The sequence below is a fragment of the Colwellia psychrerythraea genome (assembly GCF_000764185.1).
Classification (GTDB): Bacteria; Pseudomonadota; Gammaproteobacteria; order Enterobacterales; family Alteromonadaceae; genus Colwellia; species Colwellia psychrerythraea_B.
This window is the reverse complement of sequence record NZ_JQEC01000045.1, coordinates 31,589-49,637: the sequence shown is the minus strand read 5'-3', so window position 1 is coordinate 49,637 and position 18,049 is coordinate 31,589. Positions and strand designations below refer to the sequence as shown.

The 18,049-nt window shown below is 37.5% G+C and carries 13 protein-coding genes; 8 read left to right on the top strand and 5 right to left on the bottom strand.

The annotated features are described in order from the left end of the window. The first annotated feature begins 16 nt into the window (after positions 1 to 16). The 3 genes from GAB14E_RS06580 to GAB14E_RS06590 all read left to right on the top strand — a co-directional run bounded on the left by GAB14E_RS06580 (position 17) and on the right by GAB14E_RS06590 (position 2,787). Positions 17 to 985: a LysR family transcriptional regulator gene (locus GAB14E_RS06580; RefSeq protein WP_033083388.1), complete on the top strand. Its 969-nt coding sequence runs from the start codon at positions 17 to 19 to the stop codon at positions 983 to 985. A gap of 133 nt (positions 986 to 1,118) precedes the next feature. Then, positions 1,119 to 1,796 (top strand): alpha/beta hydrolase, encoded by a 678-nt coding sequence (locus GAB14E_RS06585; protein WP_033083387.1) that lies wholly within the window; start codon positions 1,119 to 1,121, stop codon positions 1,794 to 1,796. Positions 1,797 to 1,887: 91 nt separating this feature from the next. After that, positions 1,888 to 2,787, top strand: coding sequence for a tetratricopeptide repeat protein (locus tag GAB14E_RS06590; protein WP_052093883.1), 900 nt, complete (start codon positions 1,888 to 1,890; stop codon positions 2,785 to 2,787). 107 nt (positions 2,788 to 2,894) lie between these two features. On the opposite strand, the gene GAB14E_RS06595 is transcribed toward GAB14E_RS06590, so the two are convergent. From GAB14E_RS06595 to GAB14E_RS06605, 3 genes are read right to left on the bottom strand one after another with little or no spacing between them, the layout of a single operon-like run. Further along, positions 2,895 to 4,268: a sigma 54-interacting transcriptional regulator gene (locus GAB14E_RS06595; protein WP_033083386.1), complete on the bottom strand. Its 1,374-nt coding sequence runs from the start codon at positions 4,266 to 4,268 to the stop codon at positions 2,895 to 2,897. Between the two features lie 23 nt (positions 4,269 to 4,291). After that, positions 4,292 to 4,873, bottom strand: a complete 582-nt coding sequence (locus GAB14E_RS06600; RefSeq protein ID WP_033083385.1) for a hypothetical protein — start codon at positions 4,871 to 4,873, stop codon at positions 4,292 to 4,294. Next, positions 4,870 to 6,405, bottom strand: coding sequence for a sensor histidine kinase (locus GAB14E_RS06605; protein WP_033083384.1), 1,536 nt, complete (start codon positions 6,403 to 6,405; stop codon positions 4,870 to 4,872). The genes GAB14E_RS06600 and GAB14E_RS06605 overlap by 4 nt, the downstream gene beginning before the upstream one ends. A gap of 372 nt (positions 6,406 to 6,777) precedes the next feature. Here GAB14E_RS06605 and GAB14E_RS06610 point away from each other — a divergent pair, with 372 nt between their 5' ends. The 3 genes from GAB14E_RS06610 to GAB14E_RS06620 all read left to right on the top strand — a co-directional run bounded on the left by GAB14E_RS06610 (position 6,778) and on the right by GAB14E_RS06620 (position 11,420). Next, positions 6,778 to 7,137, top strand: coding sequence for an EF-hand domain-containing protein (locus tag GAB14E_RS06610; protein WP_033083383.1), 360 nt, complete (start codon positions 6,778 to 6,780; stop codon positions 7,135 to 7,137). 313 nt (positions 7,138 to 7,450) lie between these two features. After that, the gene (locus tag GAB14E_RS06615) at positions 7,451 to 9,637 is read left to right on the top strand and encodes a M3 family metallopeptidase (RefSeq protein WP_052093882.1); all 2,187 of its coding nucleotides are present in this window, start codon (positions 7,451 to 7,453) and stop codon (positions 9,635 to 9,637) included. Between the two features lie 157 nt (positions 9,638 to 9,794). Continuing rightward, a complete protein-coding gene (locus GAB14E_RS06620) occupies positions 9,795 to 11,420 on the top strand; it encodes a DUF5666 domain-containing protein (protein WP_033083382.1) in 1,626 nt (541 codons plus the stop codon). A gap of 105 nt (positions 11,421 to 11,525) precedes the next feature. Here GAB14E_RS06620 and GAB14E_RS06625 read toward each other — a convergent pair whose 3' ends face one another. After that, positions 11,526 to 11,783, bottom strand: a complete 258-nt coding sequence (locus GAB14E_RS06625) for a DUF2164 domain-containing protein (protein WP_033083381.1) — start codon at positions 11,781 to 11,783, stop codon at positions 11,526 to 11,528. Between the two features lie 228 nt (positions 11,784 to 12,011). Between GAB14E_RS06625 and GAB14E_RS06630 the strand changes: the two genes are divergently transcribed. Beyond that, positions 12,012 to 13,019, top strand: a complete 1,008-nt coding sequence (locus tag GAB14E_RS06630; RefSeq protein WP_033083380.1) for a putative porin — start codon at positions 12,012 to 12,014, stop codon at positions 13,017 to 13,019. Here the strand turns inward: GAB14E_RS06630 and GAB14E_RS06635 are convergent, their stop codons facing one another. Then, positions 13,020 to 15,653 carry a TonB-dependent receptor gene (locus GAB14E_RS06635; protein ID WP_033083379.1) on the bottom strand — a complete coding sequence of 878 codons (2,634 nt, stop codon included), beginning with the start codon at positions 15,651 to 15,653 and terminating at the stop codon, positions 13,020 to 13,022. A 131-nt stretch (positions 15,654 to 15,784) separates the two neighbouring features. On the opposite strand from GAB14E_RS06635, the gene GAB14E_RS06640 reads away from it, so the two are divergent. Next, complete coding sequence (locus GAB14E_RS06640) at positions 15,785 to 17,977, top strand: winged helix-turn-helix domain-containing protein (RefSeq protein ID WP_033083378.1); 2,193 nt, start codon at positions 15,785 to 15,787, stop codon at positions 17,975 to 17,977. The last annotated feature ends 72 nt before the right edge of the window (positions 17,978 to 18,049 follow it).

Here is an 18,049-nt window from a genome sequence, read left to right as displayed (position 1 = left end):
GTGAAGGTAAGGTGGCATGAAGTTGAGTAATTTAGACGATTTACATTTATTTGTCAGCTTAGTAGAAGCAGGCTCGTTTACCTTGGCAGCAAAAGAGCTAGGCATAGCAAAATCTAAGTTAAGCCGACGTTTGGTCTTATTAGAAAAAAAATTAGGTTGTGAACTACTCTTACGCACAACACGTAAGCAAGAACTTACTGAAAGCGGTCGCTTACTTTTTTGTGCCAGTAAAGAGCATATTGATGCGTTAACTAAAGTTGAAGAGCAACTTTTTTCTTCACTGAACCAAGTTCAAGGTAAGCTCAATATTCTCTTACCGTTAGAGTTTTTTAATAAAATAATTAGTACTTTAATAGGTGACTTTCTGAGACGTTATCCTAAAATCAACCTTAATTGTCAGCACTACTCAGGCGCTATTCCTGAATTTGATCCTAAGTTTGATCTCTGTTTTGTTTTACATGAGCAAGTCTTGCCATCATCCAACTGGATTGCTAAAGAACTAGTCAGTTTTCCACAGTCCATTTATTTTTCACCTTTAATGGCTGCTACAGTAGAAATTAAGTTGCTTGCTAACAAAAAGGTAAGTCCTGAGCAGCTTAGCCAGTTTGATTGTATTTTGGCCGATGAAAATCAGCCTTGGCACTTTCGTAATATTGATAAGGTAGAGCAGGTAAATGTTAGCGGTAAGTTAGTACTTTCTAGCCCTGAAATGCGTCTGCAAGCAGCAGAGCAAGGTTTAGGTCTATGTAAATTACCGGATTATGTAGTAAAAAATAATCTAAAAAGAAATAAGCTATTAAAACATGATGCACTCAGAGATGAACAATTCAATAATATTGGTCAACAACAGGGGCTACAACGGTTATCGCTGAGTCGGGAAAGTGTTGCACAGCGATTAAGTGTACTTTATCAAAGTCGGAATATTGCTCGTAAAACCAGAACATTTTTAGACTATTTTCAAAGTAATGTTGGTAAGTTACTGTAAGAACAAGTTTTTTAGGTGGAGCTAGGGTAGCTTTAAGTAAGTTAGAGCTAATTATTAACTGCAATTTTGCCACAAGCATCAACGGTTGTTATGATGTGGCATCTTTTTACTAACGAATAAATGATTGAACTTTATGTCAGCAACGCCACTTGAACGAATTACCGTAGAGCCAAAATCCCCTGCAACTTCCTGTGTAATCTGGTTACATGGCCTGGGCGATTCAGGCGCAGGATTTTCCCCAATTGTACCTATGTTAGCTTTGCCCAAAAATCACGGTATTCGTTTTATATTTCCTCATGCCCCAGAGCAAGCCGTAACCATTAACCAGGGTTATGTTATGCGCTCTTGGTATGATATCAAAAGCATGGATTTACATAACCGCGCTGATATGGCTGGCGTGCTTGAGTCTGAAAAACGTGTGCAAGCGTTAATTAAAGAGCAAATCGATTTAGGTATAACGTCTCAAAACATCGTTTTAGCGGGTTTTAGTCAGGGTGGCGTATTAAGTTTGTTTACCGGTCTACGGTTTTCACAAGGTTTAGCCGGTATTTTGGCATTATCTTGCTATTTACCAACAGCAGATAAATTACCTGAGCAATGTCATGCAGCCAATGCTGCAACGCCTATTTTGCAAAATCATGGTGACCGAGATGATGTGGTACCAATGAGTGCTGGTAAAATGGCAAACTCATTGTTAATTGCAGCTGACTATAAAGTAGCTTGGCAAAGTTACCCAATGGAACACTCGGTATTACCAGAGCAACTGACAAATATTTCAGCTTGGTTACAAGCTAGGCTACTTAATAAATAGCGATTAAGGCTTGATAAGTGCTAATCATATTAACTTTAAGATTAGTTTTAGCGTTTTATTGGTAACCGAAAAATAGATTTAGGGGGGGAGAATGGATAAGGTCAACCTACAAAAGGGAATTGAAAGACAAGTGAAGAACAAGTGGCTCGCTAGCTGGATTACTGGTATAGACTTAAGTGTTGCCAACACCATTAAAGTTATTGCTTTTATCTCCTTGTGCCTTTTTATTTATAATAAGTCGACTCAATCTCAACAAGAAAATGATGAGAGTTCACTTTATCTTTCCAGCCCTAAAATTAATGATATTTACTTTTTAGACTTTCGTTTACTGAGTGATTCACTTAGGCCAAAACAAAAGTATCGCATTGCCAAAGTAGTCGATATCACGGGTGATATCGTGACACTGCTTTATGGCAATATGTTTTACCTACGCCAACAGTCACTTAAAGATAGTATCCGTTATGGCCAACTAAGGTTTAAAGATTACTTCGAGACCAAGCGTTATGATTTACCCCTAGTACAGTTAGAGAGCATGTATGACTCGAAAGCAATTTATATGATAAAAAGGCCGGATCAAAATATGCTGTATGGCAACTATATCAATGAGCCAGAGTCTGAACTTAGCACAAAAGTGTATATTCCGGGTAAGCGAGAAAACCTTGAAGGATTAAGCTTACTTAAGTCTAATTATTTAGAAAACAACTTGCAGCAAGCTTTCCAACGATTTAGTCAATCAGCTCAATTTGGCTTTGCAGAGGGACAAGTGAACTTGGCGCAAATGTATTTGAACGCTCAATACCTTGATAAAGATTTAGAGCAAGCAATGTTCTGGTTCAAACAAGCAGCACTGCAAAGTAGTAAAGCTGGCGTGTTAAAATACGTTATTGTTTGTCGGCAGGTGAGTTATTGCCAGGAAGGTGATTTTTACCAGGAGTTAAGCGATGCTGGCGTAAATATTAAAGTAAGAGCGTTAGATTTTAAACTTAATTAACTTTAAAACTAATTCACTTAATACCTCAAAAAGTAAGTCACATTGAGTCATTGTGACTTACTAAGCTGAATATGTTCTTAGTTTTAAATCTTGTTTAATAGACAACTTTAATCTTCACGATATGATTCAGCGACTAAATGATGACGATTGAGTAATTTATAAAACTCGGTACGATTACGCTGAGCAATTCGCGCTGCTTGTGAGACATTCCCCGCGGTAATCTTTAATAATTTTGATAAATAATCTCGTTCAAAATGATCTCGCGCTTGTTGAAAAGACGGAAACTGGGTTGAATCATCACGCAAGGCATTTTTTACTAAACCCGCACTGATAACACTCTCACTTGAAAGAGCAACACTTTGCTCTACCACATTTTGTAGCTGCCTAATATTTCCCGGCCAAGGAGCACTAATTAGTAACTCCATCGCTTCTTGGCTAATGCTTTTTATCGGCATGTTAGAACGTGCAACGGCTTGATTTAAAAAGTACTGCACTAATAACGGAATATCTTCACGGCGCTGTACTAGAGTAGGCAGCTCAAGCTCAACAACATTGAGACGGTAATATAAATCTTCTCTAAAAGTACTGGCTTTAATCGCTTTTGTTAGATTAACATGTGTTGCCGAAATGATACGAACGTCGACTTTTATTGCTTGAGTACTCCCTACTGGGCGTACTTCTCGCTCTTGTAAAACGCGCAATAACTTTACTTGAAAGCTAAGCGGCATATCGCCAATTTCATCCAAAAATAAAGTGCCACCATCGGTGGCTTGAAATAAACCTTGGTGATTGCGTTCAGCGCCAGTGAAGGCGCCTTTAACGTGGCCAAATAACTCAGACTCGAGTAGTTGTTCTGGTATTGCCGCACAGTTTATCGCGGTAAAAACCTGGTCTTTTCGTTTACTGGCTTGATGAATTGCTTTGGCCAATAGTTCTTTTCCGGTACCACTTTGACTGTGAATAAGCACACTGAAATCACTGTTAGCGACCTGTTTCGCTTGTTGCAATAGTGAAGTCATTACCGTGCTACGACTAATGATGTTATTTCGCCACAGCTCAGTTTCACAAGTTGCCTCACTACTCGACGGTTGTAAACGAATAGCTTGTTCAACAGTGTCGAGTAACTCTTGGCTTTCAAAAGGTTTTGTTAAAAAGCTAAATACGCCTTGTTTAGTGGCGTTTATAGCATCGGGAATGGTACCGTGCGCCGTCATTATCACCACAGGAATATTAGGATGCTGTACTCTAATTTGTTCAAATAAAGCCATGCCATCCATACCTTCCATACGTAAATCACTAATCACTACTTGCGGGATGAAATGCTGTAAAGTTCCTAGTGCTATTTTAGCATTAGCAGCCGATTCAACGTTATAACCTGCAGCGGACAAACGAATACTAAGTAAACGTAATAGGCTAGGATCGTCATCGACTATAAGTATTTTTGCCGAATTTTTATTTGCTGGTTTAGTGCTTTGGCTCATAAAACCTTCTCTCTTTTCATGGCTTAGCCACGCTCATTAATGTTCTGGTCAATTCTCTTCAACAATATTAGCTGCTGGTTCACTTGCTCTAATTGTTGAGTTAATTCTTTTATAATACGGTGATGTTCATCTGCCTGATTATTGAAATTAATTCTCGCCGCTTGTTGCTTTTCAAGTAAACGCAGTTGGCTGTTTAGTTGGTCTCTAAGTAACATGGTAAAGGCAAAATTTTCTGCACTTATTTTATCACCAGCGAGTAAGTGTTCATTGAGTAACCGTTTGGCCTTGTATGGACTATGAAGTTTTGTATTAGGTAAGCTGTAAATTAAAATTAGCTTGCCTTGATTAGATACTTGATCCTCTCGGTATTTAGTATTAATTAGGATTTCAAGATGCTTTTCTTCAGCAATAATTTCTTTATTGGATAAGTGCTTTAGCGATAAATAGTATTGGCTATAATCAACAACATTATTGGTATTAGTAATGGGTGTTGTCATTTGGCAAGCACTAGATAAGCTAATTAGCAGAGTAATCAGCCCCATTGACAGCCAATGTTTAACGCGAAACATAATTACTGCTGTTAAGCTTTGTTTGTTTTGCTTCATAATGATTTATCTGTTGGTGTATTAGGTAAAGTAATGGTGACACAAGCACCTTTTTTGTTGGTGGCGCTGATTTTTTCTGCCTCGGTAACCTTAATACTGCCATTGAGGCGCAGCAATAGCTCTTTAACTATGGTGAGACCTAAACCACTACCTTTAATCTGGCTGTTCTGTGGAGGTTTACCCTGATAAAAGGCGTCGAAGACTTTATCACTGAGCGATGCTTCTATACCTGGGCCTTGGTCAATAATATTAATTGTTAAGCACTCCTTGCTACTTTGGTAAGTTATCTTGATAACGCCATTTGTGGGCGAATATTTAATCGCATTAGATAGAATGTTATCTAAAATGACGCTGAGTTGTTTGCTGTTGCTGTTAAGAAAGTAGGGGCTGTTATTACACTTTAAGGTCAAGTTCTTTGATTTTATGTCGAGCTTTCTTAACTGACAGGCGTCACTTATCAGTTGTGCTAAGTTGATTTTTTCAGAGCCATATAAACTGGTTGAATCTAAGACAATATTAAAATCCAGCAGATCTTCAATCAAGCGTTGTAAGCGATTGACACTAACACGAATAATATCGCAGATTTCTTGTTGTTCGTCGTTGAGCGGACCCACGCTATTATCATAGATAAGCTCAGTACCTTCTCTAATTGCTGCTAACGGGGTTTTTAATTCATGGGATATATGACGAATGAAACTCGACTTTTGTAACTCAAGAGTATGAAGTCGTTGACGCATATTCTCAAGCGCATCAGCTATTTCTCTTATTTCAGCGGGGCCATGTAAATTAATTTCTTGTTCAAAGTTACCTTGCTCTAGTAGCTGAATTTTATCAGTGAGTCGTTTTAACGGTTTAGTAATTAATATGATAAATACACCCGCTATGAAAAAGGTAATAGGGATAATATATAAACGCTCAAGGATACTTTTACTAATGTTTTCGGTAGTAAGGTGTATATCAAGTACCTGCTGATTAACGACAAAGTTACTGCGTTTTTTTAGCTGCTCACCAATACTGCGTAATTGCTTAAATTCTGTTTGCGTCTGCTCTAACGAGAGTAAAACAGCACGATCACTAGCCATCAACTTTTCTATTCTTTCACTCTCAATTTTTAATGTGTTTAATAATTCCTTTAATACTATATCTTGCTGCATAAACACAGTTTCTTGGATTATGCTTGCTAATATCTGTTGCTGGCGGCTAAAAAGGGTGAGTAATTCATTATCTTTGAGTACAACATACTGACTAGCATAACGCTCAACTCTTGCGATAGTGTCATCAAGTTTGTTATTTAGTTGAGTTAGTTGAGCAACATGATAAATAGCGCTAGTACTTTGCTTTGCTAATTGACTGACTTTGTTAGCGCCAAAAAGTAAAGCCATCACTAAAGGTAAAGCTACAAAAATAAAGCCTATTAATGTCAGTTTATTTATAGAAATTTTATTAAGTAATGATTGGCTAAAAATAAAAAATGACAAGGATAATTTACTTAATATCGCTTTAATTTTTTTTAGGTCATTAAGGTAAACCATGAGAATTTAGCCTGAAGTCTTTTAAGGTGAATAAATCTGCAGCTACTTTGTCTGAAAAATCAATCAAAAACAAGGGTGTCTTTATTTGGAGACGGGGTGGGTGTCTGAGGTGTTTTTCGTTAAGTTATTGTATTTGTTTTGTTTTGATTTGTATTTGTAACTACTTTGTTTATGGATTTCTATAATTATTTTAACCTGTTGGTCATCAGCGACAGTTTTAGGGGGGCTTAACAGAGGGGAAAGCTTATGTTTTTATAAAAAACCTTTTAAATCAATGTTATGTATTATGTGGCACGCTGTGTGCTATAGCTTTATCGATAATGAATTTAATCAGCGAAATTGCTCGCTTTAATTATTTAAAAGAGGTTTACCATGAATAGTATCAGTTTAACGCAAGTAACCGCATTTGTAGTCGCCGTAAGTATGGCTTCTTTTCTTGTCAGTGCTGATGATGCTCATGCTCATAACACTGAAGATAATAAAGTAGCACATGTTGAACATTCAGCCAGCCCTGCTGTTGCCGAAGAGATAAAAGCAGTAAATGACAAGTTTACTTTCACTTCGCTAGACAGTGATAAAGATGGCAAATTAAGTCAACAAGAAGTACTTGCAGGTAAAAATGATTGGTTAGTAAAATCTTTTAAAGCAATCGATAATAATGCTGATGAATTACTGACAGAACAAGAGCTAGTTGATTTTGTTGCTAAAAATACAAGCAAAGCGACAGACTAATTTTTAAAAAAGTAAGTTGTATGCAAATAATGAATAAAAACTTACTTACACAGTTTAAGGGGAGCTCCCAACCCATATCAAATCGTTTCGTTGTCATTCTTAAGGACTGAGAAGGACTAAATAGACTTGTTATACTCCACTCCCCTTTAGGCCGGCTACGTTTGTAGCCGGCCTTTTTTATGTCCTAAATTTGATGCTCAAGCTGAAATAAGTTTAGTTGTCCTGATCTTGCGATAGATTGTCATTTGAGGCATTTCGCCTCTACTCTATGCTTGATACACTAAAGGGAATTACTATAAAAAGAGAACATTCAATGAAAGCTCAGTTTATCAAAGCATTTTTAGTTTCTAGTATTTTGATGGGGTGCTCAACAGTAACCGAAACTACTGATGTTCAGCCAGCGCCTAATACATTAAATAAAGTGACTCGCGTGCAAACAGTACAAGAGTCACAAGAACTTCTTTTGGCTAAGTGGCAAGGACCTTTTCAGGGGGTACCAGCCTTTGATAAAGTCACCCAAGCAGGTTTAGTGCCAGCGATGGAACAAGCAATGGCTGATAAACTAGCTGAAGTAGAGCTTATTGCTAATAACAGTGATGCACCTACCTTCGAAAATACTATTGTCGCCATGGAAAAAACGGGTGCTGAGCTAAGTCGACTATTCACTTATTACGGTATTTGGCGTTCAAATAAATCAAGCCCTGAATTTAGAACATTACAAAGTGAAATAGCGCCAAAATTGTCAGCGTTTTATTCGAAAATCAATCAAAATGATAAATTATTCAAGCGTATCTCAGCGGTTTATAACAGTGATGCAACTAAAGCGATGAGCTCAGCTAATCAGCGTTTAGTGTTATTAACTTATAACAGTTTTGCTCGCAATGGCGCGACCTTAAATACCGCAGATAAAAAGCGTTATGCAGACATAAACCTACGGTTAGCGCAGTTACAAACTAAGTTTGGTAATAATATTTTAGCGGACGAAGAAGGCTATGTATTGTATTTAGATAAGTCACAATTAGGTGGTTTGCCTGAGTCAATTATCAGTGTAGCGGCAGCTGCAGCAGAAGCGCGTGATCATCAAGGTCAATATGCTATTACCAATACACGTTCGTCAATGGACCCATTTTTAACTTACTCAACGGAGCGTGATTTACGTAAAACAGTGTGGAATAGTTACTATAGCCGCGGTGATAATGGCGATCAGTATGATAACAATGCCATCATTGCGGAAATATTACAGTTACGTCACGAACGTGTTGGTTTATTAGGTTATAAAAACTATGCATCATGGCGCTTAGAAGACCGTATGGCTAAATCGCCGGAAAATGCTATTGCTTTGATGGAATCAGTTTGGCCAGCAGCCATTGCCCGTGTTGATGAAGAAGTTGCTGACATGTTAGCTATCGGTAAAAGAGAAGACGGTATCGAGCAAGTAGAAGCATGGGATTACCGCTTTTATGCTGAAAAAGTTCGTAAAGATAAATACAATTTAGACTCTGATGAAGTAAAACAATACTTACAACTTGATAACCTTCGTGAAGCTATGTTTTATGTAGCAGGGCGTTTATTTAACTTTAACTTTAGTGAAATTACTGATGGCTCTGTGCCGGTATTTCATCAAGATGTGCGTGTTTGGGAAGTAAAAGATAAAACCTCAGGTGAACATATTGGTTTATGGTACTTAGACCCGTTTGCTCGCCAAGGTAAACGTTCAGGTGCTTGGGCAACGACTTATCGTTCTCACACTACCTTCCAAGGTAAGAAGAATGTTTTATCTTCTAACAACTCAAATTTCTCTAAAGCTGCTGCCGGACAACCTACGTTGATTTCTTGGTCAGATGCCGAAACTTATTTCCATGAGTTTGGTCATGCATTGCACTTTTTAGCGTCTAAAGTTGAATACCCAACACTAAATTCTGGTGTACGTGATTATACTGAATTCCAATCACAGTTATTAGAGCGTTGGTTATCAACAGATGAAGTGATTGATAACTACCTAGTGCATTATAAAACGGGCAAGCCAATGCCTAAATCACTGGTAGAAAAAATTAAACAAGCAGCAACTTTTAACCAAGGATTTAGTACCACTGAGTATTTAGCGTCAGCGCTAGTTGATATGGAGTTTCATACAGTAGATCCAACAGGTATTGATGCCGATAAGTTTGAACGTGAAACTTTAGCTGCCCTGAAAATGCCTAAGCAAATTGTTATGCGTCATCGTAGTCCTCAGTTTGGTCATATCTTTAGCAGCGAAGGTTATGCTTCAAGCTATTATGGTTACATGTGGGCAGAAGTTTTAACCTCTGATGCGGCTGAAGCCTTTGCTAAAGCGCCAGGTGGTTTTTACGATAAAGAAGTTGCCGATAAACTTGTTGAACATTTATTTAGTGTGCGTAATGCCGTTGATCCAAGTGAAGCTTATCGTGCCTTTAGAGGTCGTGATGCTAAAGTTGAAGCGTTAATGCGTGATCGTGGTTTTCCGGTAACAACTAAATAAATCATCATATAATTTAGACATAAAAAAACTCGCTTAGGCGAGTTTTTTTATGTCTTTTCGAGCTTACAGACAATAACAAAAAACAACAATGTTGTAGCGTAAAAACTAAAGTAGCCAGTGTTAGACTTGCGGAAAATTATCTAATGGAATTGTAGTTATGCGTCATTTATATAAATCAATAGCGGTTATTGCTATAGCAAGCTTAGTTTTAACTGGTTGCGGCTCAGACGATGAAGAGCCTGTAAGCCATGTAACCAGCTCAGGTGTGATCAGTGGCTTTGGTAGCGTTTATGTTAATGGCGTTCGTTATACCACTAAAGACAGTTACATTATTGCTAATGGTAGGAAAAGTGATGAAGCGGCGCTTAAAGTGGGCATGAAGGTGGTTGTTGCGGCGAAAAAATCATCTACTGATGATCCTAGTGCACTTGAGGTGACATACCTTGCTGATGCTGTTGGCGCTATCGATGCTATTGACCTAACTACTAGATCGTTAACTATACTAGGGCAAACTTACCTGATCACCGAAGCGACTAATCTTGATAATGCGCTTTTTAGTGAATTAACTGTCGGCTCATTTATTGAACTAAGTGCCTTTGAAAATGAATACGGTAACTTTGTGGTTAGTTATCTAGAAATTAAAGAACAGCAGGCGGAGCATCAGCTAACAGGTACGATAAGTAATATTAATAAAGTAAACAAAACCTTCACTATAGGCCAGTTGTTGGTAAGTTATGTTGATGCGGACATTACCGGACAATTGAATGCTGGCTCTCTGGTACAAATCAAAAGTAAGTTCTTCCCTATTAATAATGAATTTATTGCAGATGAAGTGACAGCTCAAGGCCTAACTTTATTTATTGATGGTACATTAGAGGTTACCGGCATTGTTGAGGATATGGATAAAGCAGAAGAGACAACAATAATAAAGTTATCAGGCCGAAAATATGTATTGACGGATAGTTCTGACTTTACTCAAGGTGATGATGATGATTTACAAATAGGTAGACAAATTAGCTTAGTTGCCACCGTCATTGAACAAGAGTCAACAACACCTATTTATCCAATTAACAGCATTAGAGTCGAGTTAGAAAATGAAATTAGCCTTGAAGGCATTGTTGAGTCAGTGACAGACACTAGCTTTACCCTCTTTGGTCAAGAATTTACTGTAGATGAGTACACTCAGTATAAGGATGAGTCAGAGCAAGCATTACGTTATTTTAATTTCACTGACATCGCCATTGGTGACAAGCTAGATATTGATGCATATGAAGTTGATAGCGTTTTAATCAGTCGTAAAGTTGAACGTGAAGAAACTGGCGGCATTGAGCAAGACTCCTATGATATTGAAGGTGTTGTTGATAGCTTTGCATTACCAAGTTTCTCAGTAAAAGGTATTACTATTTTAACGAATGGACAAACTAAGTTTGAAGACGCTCATGGTAATACAGTTAATCAAGGTGACTTTTTCCTGACTATAACTAAAGGTGATGAAGTAGAGACTGAAATTACCTTCACAGAAAATGGCTGGTTAGCACTAGAGGTTGAGATTGAAGGTGAAGATAACGATGTTGAATTGTTAGGTACTATTGATACCTTTACCAGTGTTATAAACTTTATGGTAAATAGCCATCAAGTCACGACTAATCTACAAACTGAGTTTGAAAATGGTAATGCCAGTAACTTGAGCAAAGGTGTATTGATTGAGGTTGAAGGAACAATTAATAGCAAGGGTGAGTTAGTGGCTGAAGAAATTGAATTTATTGAGACTGAAGCAAATTAGTTCAATTCAACAACTCTAACTTTACGCTAAAAAAACCGCAGTTAATTCCTTAATCGCGGTTTTTTATTACCCGTAGCATCTTATTCACTTTGATAAGAATATAAATTAACTGACTGGTTTCTCAATTTCATTAATGCCTTCTTCAACCATCTCACTAACATGTTCTAGCTTTGCAACAATAATAGTTTGTGCATCAAACAAACCACGATTATAAAAATAAGCGCCAACTTCTTTTGAGAAAAAACCCAATAAAAACTCAGCATCAAACTGACCAAGGTCTTGGTCTAATTCCTTAGCAAAATAACCTTGGATTTTAGTCACCAATTGCTCTGTTTCTGAGCTTGAAAATTTAATGTTGCTCATCGCGACCTGCTCACAATATAGGGAGTTTAGAAAGTAATATACTGCCTAGTATACCGAGTGTATTGCTTAAGTTGTTAGTGCTTTGTTTGGTAACTTACGATTGTGTGTATCTGTAAGGGTTTTGTATAAAAAATGTAAGTTTATTAGAGGATTAGTAGATTAATAAAACTATTAGTGTCATATTCACTCTAATTTTTCATGGACAATAAAATAATAAGGATATTCACGATGAAGCAAGCAACTTCCATAAAGCTACCATCTCTTATAAAACTATCAAGCATAGCTTCAATACTTATCGGTAATGCGGCTTTTGCTGAAAGTTATCAATCTTTTTCTTCGTTAGCTTATTCGCAGGATAACACTACGTTAAGTATTCCTTTGGCTGATTATCATAGTAAATCGGACTCAGATAACCTTTCTCTATTTAGCCAATATTTTTTCGAAGAGCGGCAGGCACTTGGTCCCTTAAATGAATTTGATTACATTAATAGCAGCAGCAATATTTATGCTTTGCTAAGCAATAATGATTCTGAAAGTTCTACTGCATACCAAGGCAATGATTTTGGTTGGGAAAATAGCAGCAACAGTCTAAATATAGGGGGACAATGGATTAGCCATCATTTCTTAGTTGGTGCTGGTTATAATTATACTAAATATGATGTTACCTATGTAAGTGATGCATCTGACAGTCCCTCCGTTGATAGAAGTGATAAGGGGTACTCAGCCTCGTTAGGGTATTTTCTTTTAGAGAATTTAGTTATTCGCGCTGATTATTATTATGACGATACTAAGCATGACTATTATAATGTCGACAATGATTATTTTAATTATAGCGCCAGTTATAATTTGCAATTATCGGGCTCTGACTACCTAGGTTTTACTTACAATGTTGACGAAGACTTTGATATTCATCAGCTTTCTTCTCGATACTTTTTATCGTTAACACAAGAGAGCTATTTAGTTTTGGGTGGTGATTACACTATTGATAATAGTGATAACTTTTTTGCTGAGGATCGCTGGAGTATTAACAGTAGTTATTACTTTAATACACAAACGTCAGTGTCTGTTTTTTATAGTAAGGATGATGCTTTTGATATGGCGGACACTTATGGTATAGCTGCTAGTTATTTCATCAATAATAATTACTCAGTGCAAGCTGGTTATAATACCAATGATAATGACAAGTATGAGGCTGACCAAGATGGTTACTCGCTTAGCTTTTCTGCACAGTTTTAGTTAAAAACCTACCCTTACGCCGGCGTAATAACGTCGGCCGTTTTTATAAATGCCAATGGGTGCATATTCATTGCGCTCATAGGTATAAATAATCTCATCAGTTAGGTTAATACCTTCAAAAACCAATGATAAATAGTCAGTTACGCTAAAGGATACGTTGATATCCCATTGGCCATAATCATCCGTTATTTCTTCACCTACGCCTGTAGCAAACTCAGTTCTAAAGTTATATGACAAACGTGTGCTTAACCAATCATTTTCATAATAACTGGTTAGGTTGGTACTGTGTTTTGAGTTACCCGGAATATTGATGTTCTCACCGGTTAAAGTGTCTTTTCTTTCACCTTCAACTAAGGTGTAATTGGCAATAAGGCCGAAGCCATAAAAAAGCTCTTGTTGTAGGTTTAATTCCAATCCGTAAATACTACCGCCGCTGCCATTTACTGGGCGGTTTATTATCATACTCTTACCTTCATAAGTTTCTTGGTAACGTTTAATATCGATAAACGATTGAATATCTTTATGGAATGCAGCCACAGAAAAAAGTGCGGCTTCGTCAAAGTACCATTCTACTCCTAGATCAAAATTGGTTGCTCTGAAAGGCTCTAACTCTGGGTTACCACCGGCGCCCTGACGCTGCGTAACATTATAATTAGTCGATGGCATTAAGTGATGGTATTCAGCCCGAGACATGACTTTTGAAGCAGCAACACGAAAGAGTACATCTTCATTAAAATCCATAACAATATTGATACTAGGCAAAATGTCGGTATAACTTTTATCAGTGTTATACCACTGGTAATCATTATAGATAGTTTCAACTTCTTCTACCTTTTGAAAGGCCGAAGCATCTTGTAGGGTATGAACGACTCGAATACCTAGATTTCCTCGGTAATCTTCACCAGAAAAATTAATTTTACCGTAGGCAGCAAAGGTACTTTCGGTAATGTCGAAGGTACTCGGTTTTTCTTCACCTTGAACAAAGTTCAAGGTTTGATAACTTTGTTCAAGAGAATTTATATCGGCAAAAGCATAGTTTTTCAATGTTTGGCTTGAACCAATTCCATCAAGATAATGTGAGGGGAAGGGCGCAGCATAATCTGCCAATGTCCAGCCTAGATCACCGGCCATACCTGTATAACCACCATTTTTAGAGCGTAATCGGTAAAAATCTCTTTGGTGTTGCTTGTATTTACCACCAAACTTTATTGATTGTATAAAAGGTCGGTCAAGTTGATGTTCAAAGTCTGCTTGTACAAAAAACTCACTGTCTGTTGAGTTTTGTGAATCCTCACGAACTTCACTAATTTGCCAAGCGCTGGCATCATTTGGATCAACTTGATAGCTTGCTATAATATCTTTATTTTGCTGTAAATCTACTGAATACTCAGTATTGGCAGACCATTGTGAGGTTGAATCTTTGCTGGTACCACCGTCTGCTTGGGTAATGCCTATTTGGTATTGGGCATGCCAGTAGTCAAAATCATGCTCAACCATAAGGTGTACTAGGCTGGTAGTGATTTTTGATTGTCGCCAAATGGCTTCCATTGATGTATTAAAAGGCACACTTTCAGCGTTTGTTTTAGGTACCTGGCTATATGTTGCCTGCACTAACGTATTATCAATGATGGTGTGCTCAGAAATATGGCCACCTCTGTCATAAACCGAGCTAGGTTGCCATAAAAAATTCTGGTTTGAATTATCGGCATTTAATACCGAGTACAAGGTATTTAATTCAATATTCCAATCTTGGTTTGGTTGATATTGCGCAGTAACCATAGCACTAGTTAATTCACGTTGTTGTTCAAATACAGCTGATCCACCACCACCGGCAGACCAGATATTGGTTAAATCAGCGGTCGGGCTTTTAGTGGCAGTTAAATTGCCTTGGGCATCTTGATTAAAGTTTCTTTCAGCCCAGCCCCAAGACTCTAAACCATCACGCCTAAGACTTCGTTCGTGACGAGTTAGAGAAACTAAAAATCCAAAATCTTTATCGTCATTAATTTGGTTGAAAAATAACGACAACTGCGGATCGCTCTCTCCGGATACATCACTGTATTGCATTTGTGCAGTGCCAATAAATCGATTGTCGGGAGTATCTAATGGCGCGTGGGTTTTAATGTTAATTGAACCGCCTAAAGAGCCTTCGTCATGATCTGCCTCGGGTGACTTTTGCACTTCCAATGAACTCACTATTTCAGCTGGCAGTAGAGTGTAGTTAAAGCCACGGTTGGGTTGTGATGAAATCCACCAATCTGCGGAAGCAATGTTTTGGCCGTTGATATAGGTTCTGTTTTGACTTGGAGCTGTACCACGAACACCAACGCGTTCACCTTCTCCTTGCACACGAGTAAGCGATACACCGGTTATTCTTTGTAGGGATTCGGCTACATTTTTATCGGGAAATTTACCAATATCTTCAGCGGTGATAGCATCAACTATCGTATTACTATAACGCTTAGTTTCTATTGATTTGACAATACTACCGCGGATGCCACGAATTTGGATTTTCTCTAAGGAATCTAATTGACTGTTTTGTTGAGAACCTTCTTTTTCTGCAGCTAAAACAGTCGAAGAATTAAGACTAAAAAATAGCGAGCAAGTTAGACCTAAAGCCGTTGAATTTCTCATTTTTATTATATTCCGAAGCCTTTAACTTTCAATTGATATAGATGCCTGTGCAGCATAGAATAGTGCTTAAGAATAATACCCTTTGTTACGTCGATTGACCAATAATTAGCCCTAAAATTTGTAATAAATTCATGCCACAAAGCCAATTAGAAAAAGTTAAAGTTAATGAGGTTGAAGTCGATTTTATCGCACTTAAACTATGCATTAACCAACAATGGCATGATATTGAAGCTAGACAGCTGAATTTACTCAAGTTATTGATTGAAAACTATGGTCAGGCAGTATCACGTAATCAAATTATGGATGCGTTGTGGAACGACACAATCGTTAGCGATAACTCGGTTTCTCAAGCTATCACTCAATTACGTAAATCTCTGCATGATGATAAAGAAACCCCACGTTTTATTAAAACCGTACCTAGAGTCGGTTATCAACTTATTGCCGAGTTGGTTTTTCCTGAGCCGCTCTCTGAACATGTAGAGCAATTTAAAAAGAATAAATTTAACCTCAGCCTAGTTGCGATTGCTAGTGTTTTATTAGGCATTAGCATTACCATAGGTATTATTGAATTAACAAAGCCGAGTTTACAGGTACCAGAATACAGTTATGAGTCTCGGTTAACTTCAACCCCAGGGCCTGAAAACTTTCTACGTTACTCACCTAAAGGCCGCTATTTAGCATTTAGTCAAAGTAGTAATAATCGTGATCAAATGGATATGGCGGTGTTTGATGCTCAAACCCAAGCTGTGCATGTTATTAAAAGTACCGGCTATAGTGAAGAGGCTCCCGAATGGTCGCCCGATGGCAAATGGTTAATCTATTATCGACATGATCCTATCAGCTGTGAAATTAGGGTAATGTCAGTTGTTAATCCGGTTGAAACTTGGCGTTTGAGTCCTGATTTTCACTTGAGCGATTGTCAGGTTGGTTTTAGCCGACAAAAAATGCATTGGCTAACCGACAACAGTTTATATGTGCAAGGCTGGCAAAATAACTCGCCCATTTTAACTAAATTAACTTTAGCGACAGAAGGTTATCCAAGCCTTATTGAGCAGGAAAATATTAACAGCATTCATCCGATATTAATGGATATTGATAAAGTGACTAATGAGTTGCTTTTTGTTGAACAAAGTTCGCAAGGTTATATTTTACAGCATATGGATCTTGCCAGCGCTAAACGCCATATTATTGAAAGTAGACAGCAAGAATATTGGGGGCTGAAGTGGCATGAAAGTGGGCAAAGTTTTTGGCTAGGTAATGAGAGTTTACGGTTAATGTCAGTTGATGGCAGTAGTGAAGTTGTGCACCTACCTATTGGCTTTATTCCAGATATCGACTTAAATCCGCAGACTAAACAATTAGCACATGCGGAAGGTTTAGTGAATGTGAACTTATATGATTTACAGCTAAAGTCACTTAATAATCACCAAGAAGTGTTGGCTAAACAGCTCTCATCGTCAGCGCGTACCGATGTGTTACCCACCTTGTCGAAAGATGGTCGGCAAACAGCTTTTATTTCTTATCAAAGGCGCTCAACAGATGGTCTAAAACATATTGAAATATGGCTAAAAAATAAAGATAAAAAAGCCGCTAATTTATTAGCTAACTTACCTGAAAATATTCATCCTACCTATTTATTATGGTCACCTAATGGTGAAAACCTTTTATTAGGGGACAGTCGACAAAATCTTCATTTGATCAATATTTACAGTAAGCATTTAGTGGCTATTATTTTTGATTATAAAAATATTGATGAAGTAAATTGGTCTAGTGATGGTAAGTTTATAGTCTTTAGTGCCACAAATGAAGACAGTAAGCAGCTGTGGCAATACGACTTGCAACTTGCTAGCACAAAACTGCTCAATGAACATAAGATTCTAGAGAGTCAGCTAACTCATTCACAGCCTGAAGATAATGCTCAAACTAGACCTAATAGGCAAATCAACGAAATATTATCAGTAGCAAAAATGAAGCAACTTAATCCTTCATACCATCATTATATATCTTATATAGCGTCATTTTTAAGTGCCCATGCTATAGAGCAATTGCCTGTAGATAATCTAGCGCCATCGTTATTATTGTATCGACCGCATGTTTTTGACTTAGGCATTTATTATATAGTGAAGCAGGGGCATCAATTAGGTTTGTATTTATACAAATTTTTAGAGCAAGAACATATACATATTGCAAACATTGGTCAACATGAGCAAGACATCAATTTAATGCTGAACATCAGCTCATCTAATGACGGTAAACAATTGGTGTTTTCAAAAGTAGAAGGCTTTGAAACGGATATATTGTTACAACGAAAAGCGAAAGAATAGTAGGAAAAATGAAAGGGTAACAGGCTCTGATAAATATCAAGTATCAAATCTTAAACATTAAGCAACAAACAA

What these genes read in the sequence shown, in the direction of transcription:
- GAB14E_RS06580 (WP_033083388.1), top strand. Translation starts at nt 17, where the DNA reads ATGAAGTTGAGTAATTTAGACGATTTACATTTATTTGTCAGCTTAGTA.
- GAB14E_RS06585 (WP_033083387.1), top strand. Translation starts at nt 1,119, where the DNA reads ATGTCAGCAACGCCACTTGAACGAATTACCGTAGAGCCAAAATCCCCT.
- GAB14E_RS06590 (WP_052093883.1), top strand. Translation starts at nt 1,888, where the DNA reads ATGGATAAGGTCAACCTACAAAAGGGAATTGAAAGACAAGTGAAGAAC.
- GAB14E_RS06595 (WP_033083386.1), bottom strand. Translation starts at nt 4,268, where the DNA reads ATGAGCCAAAGCACTAAACCAGCAAATAAAAATTCGGCAAAAATACTT.
- GAB14E_RS06600 (WP_033083385.1), bottom strand. Translation starts at nt 4,873, where the DNA reads ATGAAGCAAAACAAACAAAGCTTAACAGCAGTAATTATGTTTCGCGTT.
- GAB14E_RS06605 (WP_033083384.1), bottom strand. Translation starts at nt 6,405, where the DNA reads ATGGTTTACCTTAATGACCTAAAAAAAATTAAAGCGATATTAAGTAAA.
- GAB14E_RS06610 (WP_033083383.1), top strand. Translation starts at nt 6,778, where the DNA reads ATGAATAGTATCAGTTTAACGCAAGTAACCGCATTTGTAGTCGCCGTA.
- GAB14E_RS06615 (WP_052093882.1), top strand. Translation starts at nt 7,451, where the DNA reads ATGAAAGCTCAGTTTATCAAAGCATTTTTAGTTTCTAGTATTTTGATG.
- GAB14E_RS06620 (WP_033083382.1), top strand. Translation starts at nt 9,795, where the DNA reads ATGCGTCATTTATATAAATCAATAGCGGTTATTGCTATAGCAAGCTTA.
- GAB14E_RS06625 (WP_033083381.1), bottom strand. Translation starts at nt 11,783, where the DNA reads ATGAGCAACATTAAATTTTCAAGCTCAGAAACAGAGCAATTGGTGACT.
- GAB14E_RS06630 (WP_033083380.1), top strand. Translation starts at nt 12,012, where the DNA reads ATGAAGCAAGCAACTTCCATAAAGCTACCATCTCTTATAAAACTATCA.
- GAB14E_RS06635 (WP_033083379.1), bottom strand. Translation starts at nt 15,653, where the DNA reads ATGAGAAATTCAACGGCTTTAGGTCTAACTTGCTCGCTATTTTTTAGT.
- GAB14E_RS06640 (WP_033083378.1), top strand. Translation starts at nt 15,785, where the DNA reads ATGCCACAAAGCCAATTAGAAAAAGTTAAAGTTAATGAGGTTGAAGTC.